Origin of the sequence: Methanosarcina mangrovi, assembly GCF_052057765.1 — an archaeon.
Lineage (GTDB): Archaea > Halobacteriota > Methanosarcinia > Methanosarcinales > Methanosarcinaceae > Methanosarcina.
In genome coordinates, this window is record NZ_CP195120.1 from 365,702 (window position 1) to 386,533 (window position 20,832).

The 20,832-nt window shown below is 43.3% G+C and carries 19 protein-coding genes; 9 read left to right on the forward strand and 10 right to left on the reverse strand.

Going from position 1 to position 20,832, the window contains the following annotated elements:
* The first annotated feature begins 10 nt into the window (after positions 1-10).
* Together cbiQ (ACSAZL_RS01750) and ACSAZL_RS01755 are read left to right on the forward strand one after the other, a co-directional pair.
* Complete coding sequence (cbiQ, locus tag ACSAZL_RS01750) at positions 11-946, forward strand: cobalt ECF transporter T component CbiQ (protein ID WP_440947037.1); 936 nt, start codon at positions 11-13, stop codon at positions 944-946.
* Between the two features lie 7 nt (positions 947-953).
* A complete protein-coding gene (locus ACSAZL_RS01755; protein ID WP_440947038.1) occupies positions 954-1,784 on the forward strand; it encodes an energy-coupling factor ABC transporter ATP-binding protein in 831 nt (276 codons plus the stop codon).
* Between the two features lie 128 nt (positions 1,785-1,912).
* Here the strand turns inward: ACSAZL_RS01755 and ACSAZL_RS01760 are convergent, their stop codons facing one another.
* Together ACSAZL_RS01760 and ACSAZL_RS01765 are read right to left on the reverse strand one after the other, a co-directional pair.
* Positions 1,913-2,218 (reverse strand): hypothetical protein, encoded by a 306-nt coding sequence (locus tag ACSAZL_RS01760; protein WP_440947039.1) that lies wholly within the window; start codon positions 2,216-2,218, stop codon positions 1,913-1,915.
* A gap of 65 nt (positions 2,219-2,283) precedes the next feature.
* On the reverse strand, positions 2,284-2,469 hold the full coding sequence (locus tag ACSAZL_RS01765) for a nicotianamine synthase family protein (protein ID WP_440947040.1): 186 nt from the start codon (positions 2,467-2,469) through the stop codon (positions 2,284-2,286).
* Positions 2,470-2,997: 528 nt separating this feature from the next.
* Here ACSAZL_RS01765 and ACSAZL_RS01770 point away from each other — a divergent pair.
* Both ACSAZL_RS01770 and cbiQ (ACSAZL_RS01775) read left to right on the forward strand, forming a co-directional pair.
* Positions 2,998-3,981, forward strand: coding sequence for an energy-coupling factor ABC transporter ATP-binding protein (locus ACSAZL_RS01770; RefSeq protein ID WP_440947041.1), 984 nt, complete (start codon positions 2,998-3,000; stop codon positions 3,979-3,981).
* A 36-nt stretch (positions 3,982-4,017) separates the two neighbouring features.
* On the forward strand, positions 4,018-4,824 hold the full coding sequence (gene cbiQ, locus ACSAZL_RS01775; protein ID WP_440947042.1) for a cobalt ECF transporter T component CbiQ: 807 nt from the start codon (positions 4,018-4,020) through the stop codon (positions 4,822-4,824).
* Between the two features lie 134 nt (positions 4,825-4,958).
* Here cbiQ (ACSAZL_RS01775) and ACSAZL_RS01780 read toward each other — a convergent pair whose 3' ends face one another.
* The 3 genes from ACSAZL_RS01780 to ACSAZL_RS01790 form a co-directional block, all read right to left on the reverse strand.
* The gene (locus tag ACSAZL_RS01780; RefSeq protein WP_440947043.1) at positions 4,959-5,717 is read right to left on the reverse strand and encodes a nicotianamine synthase family protein; all 759 of its coding nucleotides are present in this window, start codon (positions 5,715-5,717) and stop codon (positions 4,959-4,961) included.
* A 55-nt stretch (positions 5,718-5,772) separates the two neighbouring features.
* On the reverse strand, positions 5,773-6,645 hold the full coding sequence (locus tag ACSAZL_RS01785) for a nicotianamine synthase family protein (protein WP_440947044.1): 873 nt from the start codon (positions 6,643-6,645) through the stop codon (positions 5,773-5,775).
* Positions 6,646-6,972: 327 nt separating this feature from the next.
* Positions 6,973-7,536, reverse strand: a complete 564-nt coding sequence (locus tag ACSAZL_RS01790; protein ID WP_440947045.1) for a class I SAM-dependent methyltransferase — start codon at positions 7,534-7,536, stop codon at positions 6,973-6,975.
* A gap of 748 nt (positions 7,537-8,284) precedes the next feature.
* Between ACSAZL_RS01790 and cbiM the strand changes: the two genes are divergently transcribed.
* The gene (gene cbiM, locus ACSAZL_RS01795; RefSeq protein WP_440947046.1) at positions 8,285-8,950 is read left to right on the forward strand and encodes a cobalt transporter CbiM; all 666 of its coding nucleotides are present in this window, start codon (positions 8,285-8,287) and stop codon (positions 8,948-8,950) included.
* Positions 8,947-9,255 (forward strand): PDGLE domain-containing protein, encoded by a 309-nt coding sequence (locus tag ACSAZL_RS01800; RefSeq protein WP_440947047.1) that lies wholly within the window; start codon positions 8,947-8,949, stop codon positions 9,253-9,255. Before cbiM ends, ACSAZL_RS01800 begins: the two co-directional genes overlap by 4 nt.
* A 207-nt stretch (positions 9,256-9,462) precedes the next feature.
* Here the strand turns inward: ACSAZL_RS01800 and nth are convergent, their stop codons facing one another.
* Both nth and ACSAZL_RS01810 read right to left on the reverse strand, forming a co-directional pair.
* Positions 9,463-10,167 carry an endonuclease III gene (nth, locus tag ACSAZL_RS01805; protein WP_440947048.1) on the reverse strand — a complete coding sequence of 235 codons (705 nt, stop codon included), beginning with the start codon at positions 10,165-10,167 and terminating at the stop codon, positions 9,463-9,465.
* 169 nt (positions 10,168-10,336) lie between these two features.
* Positions 10,337-11,689, reverse strand: a complete 1,353-nt coding sequence (locus tag ACSAZL_RS01810; protein WP_440947049.1) for a dihydrolipoyl dehydrogenase family protein — start codon at positions 11,687-11,689, stop codon at positions 10,337-10,339.
* A 396-nt stretch (positions 11,690-12,085) separates the two neighbouring features.
* On the opposite strand from ACSAZL_RS01810, the gene purH reads away from it, so the two are divergent.
* On the forward strand, positions 12,086-13,702 hold the full coding sequence (gene purH, locus ACSAZL_RS01815) for a bifunctional phosphoribosylaminoimidazolecarboxamide formyltransferase/IMP cyclohydrolase (RefSeq protein ID WP_440947050.1): 1,617 nt from the start codon (positions 12,086-12,088) through the stop codon (positions 13,700-13,702).
* Positions 13,703-14,425: 723 nt separating this feature from the next.
* A complete protein-coding gene (locus tag ACSAZL_RS01820; RefSeq protein ID WP_440947051.1) occupies positions 14,426-15,211 on the forward strand; it encodes a helix-turn-helix transcriptional regulator in 786 nt (261 codons plus the stop codon).
* Between the two features lie 242 nt (positions 15,212-15,453).
* Here the strand turns inward: ACSAZL_RS01820 and ACSAZL_RS01825 are convergent, their stop codons facing one another.
* From ACSAZL_RS01825 to ACSAZL_RS01835, 3 genes are all read right to left on the reverse strand, one after another.
* Positions 15,454-16,377 (reverse strand): UbiA family prenyltransferase, encoded by a 924-nt coding sequence (locus ACSAZL_RS01825; protein ID WP_440947052.1) that lies wholly within the window; start codon positions 16,375-16,377, stop codon positions 15,454-15,456.
* Between the two features lie 724 nt (positions 16,378-17,101).
* Complete coding sequence (locus tag ACSAZL_RS01830) at positions 17,102-17,941, reverse strand: class I SAM-dependent methyltransferase (RefSeq protein ID WP_440947053.1); 840 nt, start codon at positions 17,939-17,941, stop codon at positions 17,102-17,104.
* A gap of 393 nt (positions 17,942-18,334) precedes the next feature.
* Complete coding sequence (locus ACSAZL_RS01835; RefSeq protein WP_440947054.1) at positions 18,335-18,937, reverse strand: acetate uptake transporter; 603 nt, start codon at positions 18,935-18,937, stop codon at positions 18,335-18,337.
* A 270-nt stretch (positions 18,938-19,207) separates the two neighbouring features.
* On the opposite strand from ACSAZL_RS01835, the gene gpmI reads away from it, so the two are divergent.
* Positions 19,208-20,755 (forward strand): 2,3-bisphosphoglycerate-independent phosphoglycerate mutase, encoded by a 1,548-nt coding sequence (gene gpmI, locus ACSAZL_RS01840; RefSeq protein WP_440947055.1) that lies wholly within the window; start codon positions 19,208-19,210, stop codon positions 20,753-20,755.
* Positions 20,756-20,832: the final 77 nt, after the last annotated feature.

Below are 20,832 nucleotides of genomic sequence, written 5' to 3' on the forward strand. Positions count from 1 at the left end.
CTGGAGGTTTATGATTCCGGAATGGATGAAAGAAGTAAATGCAGAACCTTGCGAATGCCATGCTGCGTATCACGGCAAGAAAAGCTTCATAGGCAGGACAATTGAGGAAATTTTCGAATTCATAGAGGCTGCTTTTATTGCGGAAAGCTACTCAAGGCGTAAGGGCCTGCTTCAGAGCCTGGATCCGAGGGTCAAGCTGATTTCCATTATGGCCATAATATTTGCAACGGTCCTGGTAACTAATCTGAAGATACTGGCATCTGTCTATGTTTTTTTAGTACTAACCGCATACATCAGCAAGATTGAAGTCAGTTATTTTATCAAACGGGTCTGGCTCTTTATTCCCATTTTTTCGGCATTTATTGCCTTACCCATGATTTTCAACATCTTCTTTCCGGGTGATCCACTTATTCAATTGATACATCTGGGACCTGGGGCTCACCTTGGGCCGTTTTCACTGCCGGGAAGCGTTTATATTACGAGACAGGGTGTCTACGCAGCAAGTATATTTATCATGCGTGTTGCAACATGTGTTTCTGCCATAGTTCTGCTCTTCCTAACTACACCTCAGCAAATGCTCTTTAAAGCTATACGCAGTGTAGGCGTTCCAAGGATCTATGTTCTCACGCTAGGTATGGCTTACAGGTACATTTTCTTATTAACGGATCTTGTTCGCGAGATGTACATTGCAAAGAGAGCCAGGACAATAAGGTCTCGAAGCATGTTTGAGGAGCAGAAGTGGGTCGGAGGACGCATAGGATACACACTAATAAGGTCTCTGGATATGAGCGAAAAAGTTCATATGGCTATGTTATCCAGAGGTTTCACCGGAGATGTTAAGACGATGGAAGAGTTCAAAATGCGTAAGCGAGATTATATCGCAGGTGCAGCGTCGATAGCCCTGAGCATAGTCCTGGTGGCGACTTCCCAAAATATCTTCAGGTGACATGAACATGGGGACGATCTTTGACTTAAGGAATGTATCATATTCCTATACGGGAAAGATAAATGCCTTAAAAGATATCAACTTCAAGGTTAATTCCGGCGAGCAGATATCCATAATTGGCTCAAACGGCAGTGGCAAATCGACTCTGCTGGCTATTCTGGATGGACTTATATATCCAACAGCCGGAGAATTCTACGCCTTTGACAATATGATAATAGAAGAGGTTTTCGATACTATTAAGGACAATGAATTCAGGTCCTATTTCCGGACAAGAGTTGGCTTTGTCTTTCAAAATTCAGATGTGCAGCTCTTCTCGCCTACGGTCTTTGAGGAGATTGCATTTGGGTCCCTGCAGCTTAATATGACTCCGGAAGACGTCAAAACCAGAGTAATGGAAGTCCTGGAAATGATGGAATTGACCAAGCTCAAAGATCGGTCGCCTCACACTCTGAGCGGAGGGGAAAAGAAAAAGGTTTGTATTGCAACTGTCCTGGCTACTAATCCTGATATCCTTTTGCTTGATGAACCTACCGCCGGATTAGACCCGAGAACCCAGTTATGGCTGACGGAGCTGTTACAGGAACTGGGGAGAGCTGGAAAGACGATAATTACTGCCACTCATGATCTGGAACTGGTAGAACAGATCAGCAAAAGAGCCATAGTCATGGGCGAAGACCATGGAATTAAAGCAGATGGAGATGTGGGAGAAATTATTAGCAACTTCGAACTTCTTCTTGCCTCAAATCTGATCCATGAGCACATGCACGTTCATGGCAAGCTTGTGCATGAACACCTGCACGCCCATGATAAGGAACACATGCACGAGCATGAGACTTAAGGTTTTGTAACTGACCGGCAAGAACCAGGTCTAAGACCCGGTTTTCAATCCTTGTTTTAGTGGATCTTGCTTGCTAATACCTAAAACGAAAAAGAAATTGTTTTAACCAGGCTTTTATTTTCAGAATACTACCGTATTATTAACCGGAGTTTCTGGCTAAACTCGGAGGCATTCTTCAAATCCCGCAGGCAGTTCAAAGAGAGAACTGCAATCCAGTAGTCTTCGAAGACCTTTTTCGTATAGAAGGTAGGAAATTTTGCTTCCCACGGGAAGGACTTTTGCGAGGTGTTCAAGTCTCTCTTTTTGGGTTCTGCCTGGGCAGTGACCATGTAAAGCTCACAGCTGGATTCAAGTGGCAGGATGAAGTGGTTTCCTTCTATTATCTGGATTCTTTCGGAAAGTCCGAGATGAGTAATTACCTTCGAGAGAGGCAAGCTCTTTCTCTGTCCTGTTCGATTCCTATTCCAGAGATCATATTCATGACATAGCATTACCAGACTCAGAGGGAGAGGGCCGCTTCCAAGAAAAAGCACACGATCCAGGATTTCTGGCCGGAACCTGCATATTCAGTCCTGGCAAGCTGGAGATAGTTAGGATAAAAAGTAAAATTCCGGAGAGTTTCCCACGGATTCTGGCTTGAAAAGAGGCTTTTTGCTTCTTCGATTTCAAGTTTCAGAGTATACAAAAACCGAAAGTCTTAGTCAAAGTTGTTAATCCTCTTTGTGTAAGTAGAAGACCGAAAATTCTAATAATTAGCAGTAGCTTTCTCGCAATCCAAATATCTACAAAAACTAAAAAATCAGATGACACACAAATCGATAAAATCATCATAATAAATATTACCAAAGATTAAATAATAAAGAATAATGTATTACTTAAGAGTAAAAAATAACGTGTGTACAGAAATCGAAATGTAACTATTCGGCTACCAAAAATCAGTGGACATCAAAACCAAAACACTATTACATAGTTGTATCGCCTTACTTATTGCATCTCTATTAATGATATATTTTTTGAAAGGGGACATAAATTTCCATTATCAGACTAAAGGACAAGCAACAGACTGAAAACATGGAGTATTAACAGAAAAAGGAAAAAATATAAAGTACAAACCATAACGCATAAAAAAGATAACTTCATTAGTTGTAACACTATTTTTAAAAAAGTTATATAATAAAGTAAGCAGTGGTCTCCTTACAGGACGTTTTCAATTATGAGCAAATTAATCCCCCAACGAAATCCCGGAGAGACAGCAGTTATCCCCGAGCAGGTTAAAGACCAGAAAAGCCCTGAAATCGGGAAAAATCCGGGGAAGGCAAGCAATGCCTCTGAGAGAACCGATGCCCCTCTCCTTGAAGTAAGAGATCTCTGCCACAGATACCCTCACCTTGAAGCAAATGCCCTGGATAACATAAACCTGAAAGTATACAAAGGAGAAAGAGTTGCAGTGCTTGGGGCTAACGGAGCAGGAAAATCGACTCTTTTTAAGCACCTCAACGGGATTCTGCGTCCTCTTTCCGGAGAGGTCCTGGTAAAAGGAGAAACAATTACTAAAAAGAATGTAAGGATGTGCAGGGAGACCGTGGGCATAGTTTTTCAGGACCCCGATGACCAGGTGCTTGCTCCGAGTGTTGAAGAAGACATAGCTTTTGGGCCTATCAATATGGGGCTGTCCAGAGCAGAGGTTGAAAAGAGGGTAAAGGAAGCCCTGGAAATGGTGGGACTTACGGGTTTTGAAGAGAGAGCCCCTCACCACCTGAGCGGGGGGCAGAAGAAACTTGTGGCAATTGCCGGTATTCTTGCCATGCGCCCTGAAGTTATCGTGCTTGACGAACCGACAGCAGGCCTTGACCCTCTGAGTTCTGCCCGCATCCTTGAGTTGATTATGAAAATGAACCGGGAGCTTGGAATTACCCTGCTCCTTTCCACCCATGATGTGGATGTTGTTCCTTATTTTGCGGAAAGGGTTTTCGTGCTCCACCATGGAAAACTTGAAGCTGACGGAAACCCGGACGAGATCTTCAACGATCCCGGACTCCTGAGGAAAGCTCACCTCAGACTTCCGAGAGTGGCTGAAGTATTTGAAATGCTCCGGCAGGAAGGGCTCGACGTAAACATCCAGATTACAGCCGAAACAGCCAGAGATGAGATCCTGCGGCTCATAAGCTCGGGGCAGAAAACCGGCGGGATTGATTGAAAACCTAAAAGAAGGCTCCTTACCGGAGAATGTATAATGGTAACTCTCACTGATATTGAACGCGAATCCTACAAAAACAGCCCCATACACAGGCTTGACCCCCGGGTAAAATTGCTTTTTGCGCTTGCGATAATCATTTACGTGGTTAGCCTGCCCAGGATTCACGATAAAAATATGGTTCGCCTTCTTGCCATAGAAGTTTATCTGCTGGTTCTTGTGCTTATTGCCGGGTTGGATTTAAGGTACTTTTTCCTCCGTATTCTTGCAATTCTGCCTTTTGGGCTTGGAATTGCCCTTATCCAGCCTTTCCTGAGACCCGCCTTCGTAGAAAATTATACGGTTTACCCCCTTGACCTTCCTTTTGGGCTAAGCATAACCTATGAAGGGCTTGCTTTTGGAAGCTCTCTGCTTGCAAAATTTCTGGTCTGCATAACAGCCATTGTCCTGCTCTCTTCCACCACGCGGCTGAGAGATATGGTTGTAGCAGCAGAAAGAATAGGTATCCCAAGGGAATTTACTCTGCTCCTGAGCATGATGGTACGCTACCTCTTCCTTTTCTGGGCTGTCCTTAAAAGGATAAGGATCGCACAGCAGACCAGGCTCTTTGATATCTGGAACAAAAATGTTCCGCGGAAATGGATAATCGAGCAGGTAGGAAACAGTATGAGCTCAATTTTCATACGCTCCTATGAGCAGGGAGAAAGGACCTATATCAGCATGCTTTGCAGGGGCTACGGAAGCGGGCACGAAAAATCGTATTACAGGACTAAAATCAGAACTCAGGATGTCCTTTTTCTGTTTCTGGGTGCAGCCTTCATAATATATGTCCATCTTTACGTCTGAAAGGCTGCCCTTATTTCTGAAAGGTCTGCTGCCTGAACGCTTCTAAACTGAATATTATGAGTTTGGAGCTCGTTTCTGAGTTTTATAACTCATTTCTGTGTTTGAAGCCTCTTTTCTGCAGTCCTCAGAGATTCTTATCTCCGTTTCAGAAATACGACCGTATTATTAACCGGAGGCTCCGGCTGAACCCTGAGATATTCTTCAAATCCTGAAGGCGGCTCAAAGAGGGAATTCCCGTCCAGAATTCTTCGGAAGCCCTTTTCGTAGAGGCGGTAGGAGACCTTAGTTCCTCCGGGAAGAATTTTTTCCAGGTGTTCGAAAACCTCCTTTTTGGGTTCGGCCTGAGCAGCGATCATGTAGAGGTCGCATCCGGTTTCAAGTGGCAGACTGAAGTGGTTTCCTTCTATTATTTTGATGCTTTCGGGAAGCCCGAGACAGGCAATTACCTCTCTGGAGAGGTCTGCCCGTTTTCTGTCCTGCTCTATTCCGATTCCGAAAAGGCCGTTTTCGCGGCAGAGCACTATCAGGCTCAGGGGGAGGGGACCGCTGCCAAGAAAAAGGACACAGTCTCCGGGCTCAAGGCCCGAACCTGTATATTCGGTCCTGGCAAGCTGCAGGTAGTTCGAATAAAGTGTAAAATTCCGGAGAGTTTCCCAGGGATCCGAGCTTTCAAGAAGGCTTTTTGCTTTTTCGTTTTCAAGTTTCAGATTGTATAGAAACCGGAAACGGGAAATTGAATCTACCAGAGAATCAAAATCAGGGCTTTTAAAGGTTGCATCAATAGCCTTTTCATCTACTTCCAGGGCTGCGAGTTCGTCCAGCCTTTTAAATAGGGCATGCAGTTCGCCCGAGGAACTTCCCAGAATCTCCTTCTCTCCAGAGCCCTTTACCAAAGCAGAAATCTGCCGGAGCTCGGAAACTAAGGAAGCAGTCTCGATTTTTTGAATGTTATTCACACTCCAGGAAGACCAGGGTGTTGTTTACTCCGCAGGAAGGGCGTATTTCGTTTATTTTCCGAAAACCCCGGGTATGCTCCGGAAGGACAGGCCAGTAGAACAGCTGCCTCATGCCCGTATAGTTGCGGTAGCACACGGAAATGGGCTTTCCATTATCAGATTTTTTCTTTTTTATTATGGTATGGAGATTCTGGAAGATGCGCGGCTTCGGTTCAGCAAGAGCAGCTACGAGTACAGAATCCCATTCGAATTCCGAAAGTACGTTCTCGTCCCCTGCAAAAATACTGATTTCTTTTTCAAGGCCAAAGTGCTTTACACAGCTTTTTGCCAGAGCCACTGCTTCAGGGTCCCTGTCTATGCCGACGCAGCGAATGCCGTACAATTTACTGAACAGCAGCAGGGTAATAGGAAGAGGGCCGCAGCCTATAAAAGCCAGGACTTTAGCTCGGGAGGAATTCTGGAAATGGACATTGATCAGATTTTCGTATCTTGGATACAGGGGAAAAGATTCAAGCATTTTCCAGGGGTTTTCATAGTCAAGGATTTTTTGTGCAAGCCGGATCTCATGGAGGCTGAAAAAACTGCTGTAGCTGGAATGGACTGCAGGAAGTAAGGCCCTGATCGCCGGGTCCTGAAGCACAAACTCACACATCGTGCTGTCAACATCCAGATGCCCCAGCTCATCGAGCTCGGAAAATATTGCATAGAGCTCTTCCAGATTTGACTCCGCAATTGTGCTTAAATCGCGGTCTTTAATATTGTCGTAAAAATGCAATATATGTGACCTTATGTTAAACAATTGCGGCTCATATTCCTGGAAAAGGGCTGAAAGGGAGCTGCCTTCAACGTTCAGTAAGCTGTTCATGAGATCTTATACCCCGTCATCTCTTTATTATTCTTATAAAATTATAAATTTATATATAATTTATAGTTAGTTTTTTTGAATTTGAATAAAAAGCTTTCGACAATTTTAAACAAATATGTATGTTAAAAAGTTCCGTTGCATTAAGTAAAATAAATGAGATTAAAAATGTAAAACCAATCCACAAAAATCGTCAGGATCGTATGAATCTAAATAATATCTAATTGTTAACGATGAAGAAATAAAAATGTCAGGGCATTTCATGGAAAGTCCAAATAAAAATAGGACGGGACAAAAAACGACACGTTATGCCGAATAAGGTTGTAAGGATTATTCTTGCTTTTTCTGCCCGGATATCAGAAAAATAGAGTTATTCTTAAGGAGCTTTTGTGAAAATGAGTTTTTGTTCCTTTGAAACTTCTGCACTTCCGGGAGGGGATTGATTTCAGTGTTCACGAGTCCGGTTTCGGAAAAGAGAAATGAGATATTTTCCGGACTTATTTTCTCATAGAGGGGAAGAGAATTTCTTATCGGAGCATAGGAATTCTTGAAGATCAGGTTATACTGGTTTTTCTTCGCAAACCTTTCTGTCAGCTCGGAAAGCATTCTTTTGATGTGCCTGTCCGGACGGGGGTCAAACCAGTTGCCATCTATGGCAAAAACCCTCCCTTCCGGTTTAAGGACTCGCCCCCATTCATAAACAGCACAGGAAGGTTTCTGGAGGGTCCAGAGCAGGTATTTATTCACAACCAGGTCAAAGGAACAGTCTTCGAAAGGCAGGTTTTCCGCATCTCCATGGAATAATCCAATTTCAAACCCCATATTATCCGCACTCTGCTTTGCTTTCTCGAGCATGCCTTCAGACAGGTCTATACCTGTTACCTCATGCCCCATCTAGGCAAAAAGAAGGGCGAGAAAAACTGTGCCTGTTCCCACATCCAGTACTTTTAAACGCTTGCCGGGAGCCAGGGATTTTTCAAAGATTTGTTTCCAGACTGTCCGTTCTTCCTCATCAAAGCCATTTACTCCGTTTGTGTAAGTGGAAGACCTGAAATTCCAGTAATTGGCAATTACTTCCTTGCAGTCGATAAATACTCCTCCCTACAATACTGAAACTATGTCGGTATACAAATATGATATTTTTTCATAATAAATATTACAAAAGATTAAAATCGGATGAGTATATATTACTTATATGATTATAAATGCATTCCATCAGAACCCAAAAAGGTGGTAAAAATGGGGCTTATGTGGATTAACACCAACTTTTCCTGGATGAATATCTATTCGACTTGATGGAATCTTCGGGGATACTTTATCTGACTAAAAAATAAAAATGCCGACACGGAAGGAGATTTCATAAATAAATTATCGAAAAAAATAATACCAAAATGTATATATGTAATACTGGATTATTTAGGATTATACAAAAAATTTTCCGAAAATGCCTTAAAAATACAGATTAGGAACAGGCATAATAGGTTTCTAATTAGTACTAATTCGCATGATTGCACTCAACAAATTTTGACTTTTTGGGTCTTTTATTCTTTATACGATGAATATTCTGAAGATAAGGGAACTGGAATGTTAACAGTGAAAACGGGGAAAATAAAAAATAAGGTGTAAAAAGAGGAAAACAAAAATGCATATACCTGATTCTTTTATACCGTTAAACCAGGCAATAGTCTACTGGGTAATTGCTATTCCGTTTATTTTTATGTCAATGAAATGGGCAAAAAACGAGCTTGACGAAATGAAAGTGCCCGTTCTTGCCGCCCTTGCAGCAGGGATCTTTGCAATCCAGGCCATGAATATTCCTATAGGGATGGGGACAAGCGGGCACATGGTAGGTGCAACTCTTGTTGCCATCGTCTTCGGAAGCCCCTGGGCTGGAGTTCTGGTACTCACGCTCGTGCTGCTTGTACAGGGTTTTGCCTTTGGCGATGGCGGGATCACCACCATGGGTGCAAATATCCTTAACATGGGTATCATTTCAGGGTTTGTCGGATATTATACCTATGTTGCCCTTCGCAAGAGTACAGGCACAAGCATCGCAGCCTTCGGAGGCGCGTGGCTCGGGCTCTTTATCTCGGCAATGGTCTGTGCGGTCCAGATGTGGATTGCAGGTACGTTCCCCCTGGTTCCGGGCCTTATTGCAATGGGTACCTATCACCTGATAATTGGTTTTATCGGCGAGGGACTGATCACTGCAGTTGTAATTGCTGCGATTGCAAAATCCCGTCCTGACCTTCTTGAGGACAATTTCACCGTCAGACCGGAGAAATCTAAGAAGGAGGCTCATGCATGAGCAGAAACTCGAATATGAAATTCCTTTACGCAGGAATTGCAATTGCGCTTTTGCTTTCGGCTCTTGCTCCATTCCTCGCATCTCCAGATCCTGACGGGCTGGAAAGTGCGGCCGGAGGGGTGGTTGAGGAATCGAAAATGTCCGAACTTGAAGAAATAGAACCTGCAGTAAGTTCTCCGATGCCCGACTATTCAATTGAAGGAATGGGAAAAAGCGGGGAAGTCCTGGCGATTGCAGTGGGAACAATTGCAGTACTGGCAATCAGTTTCGGGTTCGGGAAAGTTTTCAATAAAAAACCCGAGTAAAAAATTCGTTTTCTTTTTTGAAAAGCCGCTCTTCTTCCGGAAGGATGCGGCTTCTCATGTATCTTCTCCTTAGATTTTTATGAGTCTCTTTGTATCTCTTCTTTTTGTGTCTCTTATTAGTCTTTCCATGAGTTCCGGATTCAAATATTATTTTTTCCGGATTCTTTTCAATCAAGATATTTTTTGGCCCTTAAGAACTTCCCCTGCTTACTCTCCAATAAATATAATGCTGGAGGGGCACAGTTCTTTTACAACACAAACGCGGCATCTGGGTTTTCTTGCCTGGCAAACTTTCCTGCCGTGATAGATCATGGTCATGGAAATTGAATCAAGGTCTTCTTTTCGGGCAAGAGCTATCAGGTCCTTTTCAATTTTTTCCGGATCGGAGTGCCTGGTAAAGCCAAGCCTTCTCGAGACTCTTTTTACATGGGTATCCACGGCAATACCCTCTATTACCCCAAAAGCCCTTGCAAGTACTATATTCGCGGTTTTCCTTCCAACGCCGGGCAGGGTTACCAGTTCTTCCATGGTCTTCGGGACTTCTCCTCCAAAACGTTCTACTATCATTTGCGCCGCAGCTTTGATATTTTTTGCTTTGTTTTTGTAAAAGCCTGTGGAATAAATGTCGATTTCGAGTTCCCTGAGGTCTGCACCGGCATAATCCTCGGCAGTTCGGTATTTTTTGAACAAATTTTCAGTTACCCTGTTGATCTGGACATCCGTTGACTGGGCGGAAAGGACAGTTGCTACAAGAAGTTCCAGGGGGTTGCTGTAGTTAAGAGAAGGTTTTGCATCCGGGTACTCTGCCTTTAAAAGTGCCCATACCCTGTCAAAATTATGCCTGTTGTCAGGGATCTCATACTCCTGCAGGCGCTCACTGGGAGTTGATTTCTTCGGTTTGTTTTCGGGCATCGAAAAAACTCCGGTCCGTGTTTTTTTCCGGCTTCAGCCTTAAACACAGGTTTTTTAAAGGCATCTGTATCTCCTTTTATTTTACTTTTTCCGGATAAGATGACGGAGATCTGGTAAAGGTAATAAGTCAAGATAAATCTTAAATGACCTGTTCCCACGCGGCTTGAGTTTACAGCATATAACGGATATCGGAACACGTCGTTGGATAGGTGAACACCATTTTCTTTATGCTGGATGCCCTCAGTCCAAGCTGCATTGCCATAGCAAAGATATTGATGGTCTCTTCGGCATTCGGTCCCAGAATATGGGCTCCTGCTATACTGTCATTTGTTTTATCGAGAATTACTTTTGAGGCTGCAAATTCAAGTCCTGCTCTTCGGGTAGTGCTCCATTTACTGCGGTCACGGAAAATTACCCTGTGTCTATCATTAACTTTTGCTTCGCTGATCCCGACCGAAGCAAGGACAGGAATGGTAAAAACTGCGCTCGGAATGCCTGTGTAATCGACTTCGACTCCATTTCCGTCGAAGATATTGGCCGCTGCGATTTCTCCCTGCAGGGTTGCTACCGGAGTAAGCTGCATACCTTCGGCAGTACAGTCTCCTCCGGCATAAACGCGGGGATTTGAAGTTTGCATGTGCTTATCAACTATAATCCCTTTTCTTTCGGCTTTAATCCCGGCATTTTCAAGCCGCAGGTCTTCGATATCAGGAGTTCTACCCGCACCGTTTACCACCATGTCTGCATTGAATGTCTGAGTTTCGGATCCGGTTTCGGTTTTGTACTCGACTCTGACCAGAAATCTGTCCCCTTCTTTTTCGACAGCTACCACCGGCCTTTCTGTCAGAATCCTGACGCCTGCACTCTCGGAAGCCCTTACAAGCAGATCCACCATGTCGGAATCAAAATCTCCCAGGGGCTTTTTGCTTCTGTGCAGGATTAAAACTTCAGCCCCTGCTCGCATGGCAATATGTGCAAACTCGAAGGAGACATACCCGCCCCCGACAAAAATTATCTTTTCAGGGAGCTTCTCGATTTCCATGAATTCTTCACTTGTTGTAAGGTACTCTTCCCCCGGGATGTTCAGTTTCCGCGGTTTTGAGCCTGTTGCAAGGAAAATATATTTTCCTTTAAGTTTATCTTTTCCGACAAGTATGGTATTCTTATTCTCAAAATTAGCTCTCCCGTGATACATATCAATTCCCATATCTGCGAACATTTTCTCGGCTTCACGGGGATAATCCCTGGTAAATGTTCTCTTGAATTCGATAAGTGAGGGCCAGTTGATTTCCAAAGGTTTCTCTGTCCCTGCACCTTTGCCTATAAGCCTGTTGTTCCAGTCCGTAGCTTCCGATGCGCCTGCAAGAACTTTTTTGGGATCGCACCCTCTAAGAGGGCAGGTACCTCCGTACTCCCTCGAATCAATAATAGCAAACTTCAATCCAGAGGACTTTGCCCTGCCTGCAAGGGTTCTGCCTGCAGTCCCCGTCCCGAGAATTATAATATCGTACTCCTTTTCCATCGGCTCCCCATCTTTTTTCCTGTTTCTCAAAAAATGAGTTTAAAAGTAAAATTAAAATTGAATTTAAAAATCAGGAGCAGATTGAAAGAATAATTTTGAGGAATACCACTCCTGTGCTCCTATTATTTTCTATCCCTGGCAATAAAAATTTCACCTAAACTTTTATTCAGAAAGAAGGTCCTTATCTCAAAGGGGGCGAAAAAGATAGTCGTAATATACCAAAAACTTAAAGAACTAGAAATCCATGAGGTTCATGATCAAATGTTAACAGAAATGTTGCATTTGTGGGATTTAACTCTGATTTTCTTCAATCACAAAATTTTTTGCTAATAAAATAATGTGTAAACCATAAGTTTTATAGCTAATAATTTTTAAACCAAGTATATTGGTGATTTTTTGGTAAAAAGGGCACTGCTCAGCGTCTCAGACAAGACAGGAATTGCGGAATTTGCACGCGGGCTTGAAGCACTTGGCGTGAAGATCATCTCAACAGGCGGGACTGCGAAAATCCTTCGCGACGCCGGCATCGAGGTTACCGATGTCTCGGAAGTCACAGGCTATCCGGAGATGATGGGCGGCAGAGTCAAAACTCTCCACCCGAGAATTCATGGTGGGCTCTTATGCCTGCGGGACAGCAAAGAACAGATGGAGGAAGCTGCAAAAGAAGACATCTCCCTCATTGATCTGGTGGCCGTAAACCTGTACCCCTTTGAAGTAACGGTTTCCAAAGAGGGTGTGGAACTTGAAGAAGCCATTGAAAACATAGACATCGGGGGTCCGACCCTTCTCCGTTCGGCAGCCAAAAACTATCGTTCGGTAACAGTGATATCTGACCCTTCGGACTACGGGCATGTCCTTAAGGAACTGCGCTCAAGTGGGATAATCTCTGACAAAACCCGTGCTAGCCTCGCGGTTAAAGCTTTCAGGCATACCGCTGACTACGATGCAGCTATCGATACCTACCTGAGCAGGATCCTGCTTGGCGAAGAGGTCCTGCGCCTGAAGTTTACCGATGGGGTCAAACTCCGCTACGGAGAAAATTGGCACCAGAAAGCCTATTTCTACAAAGATCCCAAAATCGAAGGTCCGACTCTGGCAAAAGCAATCCAGCTACATGGAAAAGAACTCTCTTACAACAACTACGTGGACGCCGATAATGCCCTTCAGACGGTCAAAGAGCTGGGAAACTCCGCTTCTGCAGTAACAATTGTAAAACACAATAACCCTTGCGGCCTTGCTACGGGAGACACCCTCCTTCAGGCTCTGCAGGCAGCCTGGGACGGAGACCCTATTTCGGCTTATGGGAGCATAATCTGTACAAACGAGATTTTCGACCTCGAAGCTGCAACTTTCCTGAACGGGAAATTCGTAGAAATCATTCTTGCTCCTGACTTCAAGCCCGATGCCCTTGAATACCTGAAAAATAAAAGTGAAAACCTGAGGCTTCTGAAACTTCCGGAACTTAGAGAGGTTTTCGGGACTGAATATACCTACAAATACGTGATCGGGGGCATGCTTAAGCAGAGTCGGGATATAGGGATCTACGATAAATGGGAATCTGTTACTGAAGTTCCATATCCTGAAGGCAAACGTGCCCTTTCGGAGTTCTGCCTTAAAGCTTGCAAAGCCACAAAATCCAATGCTGTGATCCTTGCCCACGAATATGAGCCCGGATACTTTATGGTGCTGGGTATGGGAGCAGGGCAACCTAACAGGGTAGATTCGATCCGCAAACTGGCAGCCACAAAGGCAGTTGAAAATCTAAAGGTAATCTATGATCGTGAGCAGCCTGCTGTACCCTTTGAAGAGTATTGCCATAAGATTCTGTCCGAATGTGTAATGGCATCGGATGCTTTCTTCCCCTTCGATGACAGTGTAATTCATGCAGCAGAAAATAACATCCGTTATATTGTCTCCCCCGGAGGATCTATTCGGGATAATGAGGTTATTGCTACTGCAAATCGGCTTGGAATTGCCCTGGTTTTTACAGGCATGCGGCATTTTCTGCACTGAATCGTACAGACAACGGAAAACTCAGGGTATACTGAGCTCAACGAAAACGCTAGTGCCCCTGCGCCAAGGGCAGGGGTTACATTCTCATTCAGGTTTTCTTATTCAGATTTATTTTTCAGGGCAGCAGGGTCCGGGAAGTACGGGTTTTTCCGGAGTTGAGGTTTTTATGCACCCGGATTAAGAGTGCTGTGTTGCCGGTTTTAATTCACTGTAAACTTTGTTAATTTCTTCGTACATTATTCAGGCATTTATCTCCCTGCTGGAGCTGCATACTTTCATTAATAATTCTTCAAATAGCCAGTATTAAATCTCAATTTTTTATCCCTGATTTTCAGCCTGCATACTGAATCTGTAGTTTTGATCTGTATATTGGTGGAATAATTTTATCTCATTGCTATAAGAAAATTATTTGTAAAGTAATCTGTCTTTTTCAACTGGATATTTCACATTTTCGAAGGACCGGTACATAGAATATCTATATACCAGAAAAAATTATTAAGAATCAAGTATACTCTTGAAAAAGATAATATATCTTGAATTCGTATACCATTCTAGCAATATTATATCATCCTGATATAAGTGCCACCTCTATTCAATATAAAAGATGAAAAGAATTAAAAAAAATCAAATGCCGCCACTTTAAATCAAAAACGGAGTACTTGCCTTTCAATAAATCTCTCAAATAACTCCTGAGACAGTATAAAAAATAATGGGCTGATACGTGTGAAATCAACTGGACTTTTAAGCATCCTAACCTTTTCTGAAAAACGAAAAGATATCTTATTTTTACTTCAGGAGAGCCCAAAAACCCTTTCGGAGATCAAGGATTACTTTGATGTGAGATCCCCGGAGATTCTACCTCGCCTGAAAGAAATGGAGACCGCCAATTTAATTGTAAGACAGGAAGGAATGTATCGGTTGACTTCTCTTGGAAAAGTTTCAGCTGTATATTACAGGCCCTTCCTTGACACTCTAACAGCTATAGAAGCAAATGAAGACTTCTGGAGAGACCATGACCTTGTAGCAATTCCGGAGCCGTTGTTAAACCGAATTCAGGAGCTAAAGGAGTGCAGAGTTGTAAAAGATGAGCATGAACATATTTATGATTCTCATAAGGCGTTCATGGAAAATGTTCTGACTTCCGGTCGTTTTATGGGTTTTTCATCCATTTTTCTCCCCAGCTATCCAACAATGTTTCTTGAGCTGGCTCGCAGGAACATCCCTATCTCGATAATTGTTACTCCCAATGTCTTTTTCAAAATAAAAAGCGAGCATAACGCTGAGATTGAAGAGTTTCTCAAGCACAAACACACAAGTTTCCATGTCTACGACAGCGCAAAGGTAGCTTTTGTCGTAACAGACAGGTTTATGTCACTCTCACTGTTTTTCAAAAATGGAACCTTTGACCCGAGACATGACCTTGTGGGTTTTGACTCTTCATCAATTAAGTGGGGAGAAGAACTTTTTAAGCATTACAAAGAGAACGCAGTTGAGATAAAGAGTCTGTAAGTCTGAAGGCTGTAACTTTCCTTCGGTTGCAGCTCTTCGAGAGGTCTGAAGAGGAAAAAGCTGAAAAACAGAATTGAAGGTTAGCTAAAGAGGCTTGATCTTCAGTCTGGTCTGTTTAACCAGGCTCTCTACCTTCCGTCTTCATTCTTTTTATAAATGTTTTACGTAAACTTGCTCCAGATGAATTCTCAGTTTTGGCTTTTATCCGAGTTTTTTGATTGACTCTCTGCACATTCAGGCCTTTATGCGATCAGAGCCCCTGCAACCATCCTGAGTCCAAGAATGGAAGCCGATTCTCCGTCCACAAGCACGGTCCGTTCAATTTTTTTGGAAGAAAATTTCTCATCTTCAGAACCTGTAAAGCTCTGGATGCAGATCAGCCCGCAAATGAAACTGTAGACAATTATAAGGGGTTCGAAAGCAAGGACTCCGTGGATTAGGGCAATCCCAAGTACCAGGTGGGAGAGCAGGTGCATGGCAGAAAGAAGATTGCGGGTTTTCTGTGTTCCGAGGCTTACGGGGAGGGTCTTGATGCCTGCAAGGGTATCTCCTTTGATGTCCTTGAAATCATAGATGGCAGAGTTAATGAAGAGTTTTACTCCGAAGAAAGTGAAAACCAGAACAATAGGAACAAGGTTTCCGCACCCGCTGCCTGCAAGTCCTGCAATAAAAATGCCCCATGTAAGCCCCACAACAATATTCTTCATCCCAAGTCCTCCTTTGAGTTTCAAAGCGAACTTGCCGATTTTTATGCCTTTACTGTACAGATAGCCGGTTATTAGAGGTACGAACGCAAGTGCGAGTATTCCCTCTTTTGCCAGGATATAAGTTCCGACCACAAAAGCCAGCAATGAAACTGCGAGTCCAACTTTTTTATTCGAGCCCTTCAGTTCCGTCCTGTTTACAGTATCTTCTTCAGACTCCAGAGCTCTGTCAAGGGTATATACAGTATAAATAATTAGACCACCTGCAATACAGGTTAGTATACTTGATTGTATGTGGAGTAGTAGAAATGCTAGGTGTATTCTTAATGCTCCTGAGAACGCAACTAGAATAGAACTTTTGAGGAGTTCAAAGGTAGCATTTTCTTCTCTATATCTCGAATTGATCGTTCTGCGGTGCTTGAAAATGTGTCCAAAACTTCCAGAATATTCATTGGAGCTCATGAAACTAATACGGTAAGACTTTTTAATATTATTATTTCAATATAATATCGACAGATCTGTATAATGACTGTAATAATAAACAAATTGTATATCATTGAACTAATAACTATGTTAATAAACTACCTATTATATTTATACAGATAAATTATCCTGTCCTGTCCCTATTAAAAAGCCACGGGCTCCGCTATTCTAAGAACTTGAAAGTCCACAAAAAAACATATTTTGCAGGATCAAATCTTTACTCGAGTAGCAACGGTAACTTTATAATGAAAAACTGCGCTTCTTGAGACCATGGATGACTAAAAATAATCTCTTTGTGGGATTGACACCTATCATATTGGTAACATACGTAATTTTTGCGAAACCTCTTATTCCAAGTAGCACGGAAATGGATCTCGAGGCCTTTATAGTTGCTATCTGTCTCTTCAGTCTTTAAACAGGCGCCAGAGTTCTAAAGGAGAACAAAGGCAAAAAAGGGCAAAAACACGAGGATGAGAGGGCATGAATTGTTTTGTCCTCTCAGTTTTTACTGAAGACAAACAACCTTGCCCGGATCTGATATGTGGAATTTTTCACGGAGGGCGCACGTAAAAATATGATATAAACCTGTTTCGCAAACTATTTCTATCAGTAATATTTTCTCATGTATTTCATGCAGGAATGGTGGTTCGAAAGATTGTACTCGAAAATATGGTGGAAGTGTCACTTGATGTTAAATTTCTCTTCAAATGGCAGAAACTTTCCACCACATTTTGACCCTTGTACTCCTGCCCTTTTGCACAAGAGCCCCATTTTCTTCCTCAAGTACTTCCTGGAGGTAGGCCCTGAGGATTTCTTCCTGCTCAGGTGAAAATGCCGCATACTGGGGCTTAAAGTGTTCAAGGGCTGCTTCGAGGTTTTCAAAGCGGTTTTTGTGCTCAAAGGAAAAGACCTTCACATCCGGATAGATCCCCATATCATAGAGTACATTGTAAAGGATGTCTGTCTTTGGACCCTGCCTGTATTCACACCCATGCAGGATAGGCCAGAGCTTTTGAGAGTGTATGTCCCAGTGGGTATCTCCTGCAAACCAGTAAAGGTAAACATATCCTGAAGATACGTCAATCATTTTCTGGATTGAGGTCCGGATATCTTTCATGCCCAGAGAGTAAGATGCAAACACGACATCATAAGGAGGGCAGAGGTCAGCCTCTATATCAACAGCTTCCCAGTCTTTATAGACGCAGTCGATATTCCCGATCTCATAAGTCTCTATATTTTGTTTCAGAACCTCCATCATCCCCTCTGCAGGTTCAACTGCTGTTACATGTTCAACCCTCCCAGCAAGAGGAACTGCCAGGCTTCCGGGCCCTGCTCCAATGTCGAGGACCCTGGACTCCGGGGTAAGAGCCATCCCTTTCAGGGTTTTTTCAACCCGATCCTTATTTTCCAGAGACATCTCCCAGAACCTTTTTGCACTCTCTTTTCTTTTCCATATATTTGTGCAATCGGTATTCATTTGTGTTTTACTCTGTAATTCCATTCTTTCTTTCCAGAGTTCGTTCCAGTCGATTTTGAGATCCATCCTGCTTCCTCATTTATTTTTTCCCGTTCTCGATTTGTGTAATACGAAAAAACAGATAAGTATCAAGAAATAAGTATTTTACTAAAAAATCATATAAAATGTGTAAATGAATCTGCCCCGTTAAAGACTGATTCGGACTAAACGACAGCTTTGGACATTATCTGAAAGACAGGCGATAAAAGTGGCTGATGAAAGTGGCTGATGAAAGTGGCTGATGAAATTAATGATAAAAATAGCTAACAAAAATCAACGATATGCAGCTAATCAACCTAACTAAGAATAGCCAAAAGACAACTGATAAAATAGCTAATAAAAAATAAGTAGGTTGAAAGGTTAATAAAAAAATGGGCTTAATAGCCCAAAAAAAACATCCCTGAACCTTCACGTGCCTTTTCAGAGCGGAATTATCTTTTTCCCATATGCCTCGTTCAGTACCTGACCAAGACCTGTATATATTGCGGCAAGTCCTGTAAAGATCCCTTCATAACCGGCTATTGTGAGTATTGCAGGGTTTCCCGGGTAGTTTCCTACTGCGAGCAAGAAAAATAGAATTGCAAGAGCCAGGAAAACAACAGAGAGGGCTTTTGAACCTTTAAGTGTGCCTATGAACATGACAAGGGTAAAAAGTCCCCACATAAAGAGGTATGCAGCAAAGGGGAACGATGCGGTTGCAAACCCTGCATAGATTTCATTTTTAGGAAGCATGACAATTCCCACAAGCGTGAGCCAGAAAAGCCCGTATGAGGTAAAAGCTGTTGTCCCGAAAGTATTCCCTTTCCTCCATTCCATTATTCCTGCAATAATCTGAGCTATTCCGCCGTAGAAAAAGCCCATAGAAAGGATCATTGCATTCATCGGATAGAAGCCTGCATTGTGTATATTCAACAGTACAGTCGTCATTCCGAACCCCATCAAACCCAGTGGAGCAGGGTTTGCGGATAAATCCTTTATTTTTACATCACGAATGCTCATAACATCTTTAATGTCTTGACTCACGATTCCAATCCTCCTTCCCGTTATTCGGAGATTTTACCTGAACTTCCTATAAGAAATACATAGAGACATGCTGCCGTTTTTGCTGTCTCTTTTTTACCTTTTGGTGAAGTATGTAATTATTAATACTTATATTTACGGACAGTAAATATATTTTCAATACATCATAAATATATAATACGTAATTTCATAAGACATCTTCAGAGAATCTTATACAGGATTTTTGGGGTTTCATGACAAGCTATTTATGAGCAGGTGTGGAATTCCCTTCATATGACTCAGGCAAGAAGACCTCTTATGCTCATGATCCTTGACGGCTGGGGTTACAGGGAAGCCTCAGAAGGAAACGCTATCCTGGTAGCTGAAACTCCAAACCTCGACAGCCTGCTGAAAGAATATCCCTGGTGTTTTTTGGAATGCTCAGGGGAAGCCGTAGGCTTGCCGGAAGGTCAGATGGGGAACTCCGAAGTCGGCCACCTGAATATAGGGGCAGGAAGAGTTGTTTACCAGGACCTTACAAGAATAAACCTCTCAATCAGGAACGGGGACTTTTTCGAAAACCCTGTTTTTCTGGACGCAATCTCAAACGTGAAGCTCAATGATTCAAGCCTGCACCTCATGGGGCTTGTCTCATACGGAGGCGTTCATAGTTATATGACTCACCTTTATGCCCTTCTCAAACTTGCACGGGACAATGGGCTAAAAAAGGTATATATACATGCTTTCCTGGACGGAAGAGACGTGCCCCCTAAAGCTGCTCTTGCAGATATCAGGGAGCTTGATGCCTTTTGTAAAGAAAACGGGAGTGCCAGGATTGCGACGGTGCAGGGGCGCTACTACGCAATGGACAGGGATAAGCGCTGGGAACGGTCAAAGCTTGCCTATGATGCCCTGACCCTCGGAGTCGCCCCGTATACCACCTCTGATGCCGAAACTGCAGTTTCTGACGCCTATGCTAGGGGAGAAACCGATGAGTTCGTAAAACCCACCGTGGTCACAGGCCCTGACGGAAAGCCTGAGGCAGTAGTGCAGGACAATGATTCCATAATTTTCTTTAATTTCAGGCCTGATAGGGCAAGACAGCTCACCTGGGCTTTTGTAAATGATGACTTTGATGGTTTCCCCAGGGAAAAGCGCCCGAAGGTCCACTATGTTTGCATGGCGCAGTATGATGAAACCCTGGATTTGCCCATTGCCTTCCCGCCTGAAAATCTGGAAAATGTGCTTGGGGAAGTGCTCAGTAAGCAGGGGCTTGTCCAGCTTCGCATTGCCGAAACCGAGAAATACGCCCATGTGACCTTTTTCCTGAACGGCGGGCAGGAAAAATGCTATGATGGAGAAGACCGTTGCCTGATCCCCTCTCCGAAAATTGCCACCTATGACCTCAAACCCGAGATGAGTGCGTATGAAGTAACGGACGAGGTGATCCGGAGAATCCAGTCCGGAAAGTATGATGTAATTGTACTAAATTTCGCAAACATGGATATGGTAGGGCACACCGGTATTTTTGAAGCCGCTGTACAGGCGGTAGAAGCTGTGGATACCTGTGTGGGCAGGATTACGGCAGCTCTGAAAAAAGCAGGAGGTGTGGCCCTTATAACTGCAGACCACGGAAACGCCGAACAGATGGAAAACATGCACACGGGAGAGCCACACACAGCCCATACCTCAAATCTCGTAAGGTGCATTTACGCAGGAAACGGTGAAGTAAAAGCCCTTGAGAACGGAAAACTGTCTGACCTCGCTCCCACCTTACTGGACCTTCTCGGGGTCCCTAAACCCGAAGAGATGAAAGGTAAATCATTGATTGTAAAAGAGTAACGGTAAAGAGGAAGTTAAAGTAATAATAAGGGCAGGAAGCATTAACGAAAGATTCGAAACGTTTTAATTCTTCTTTC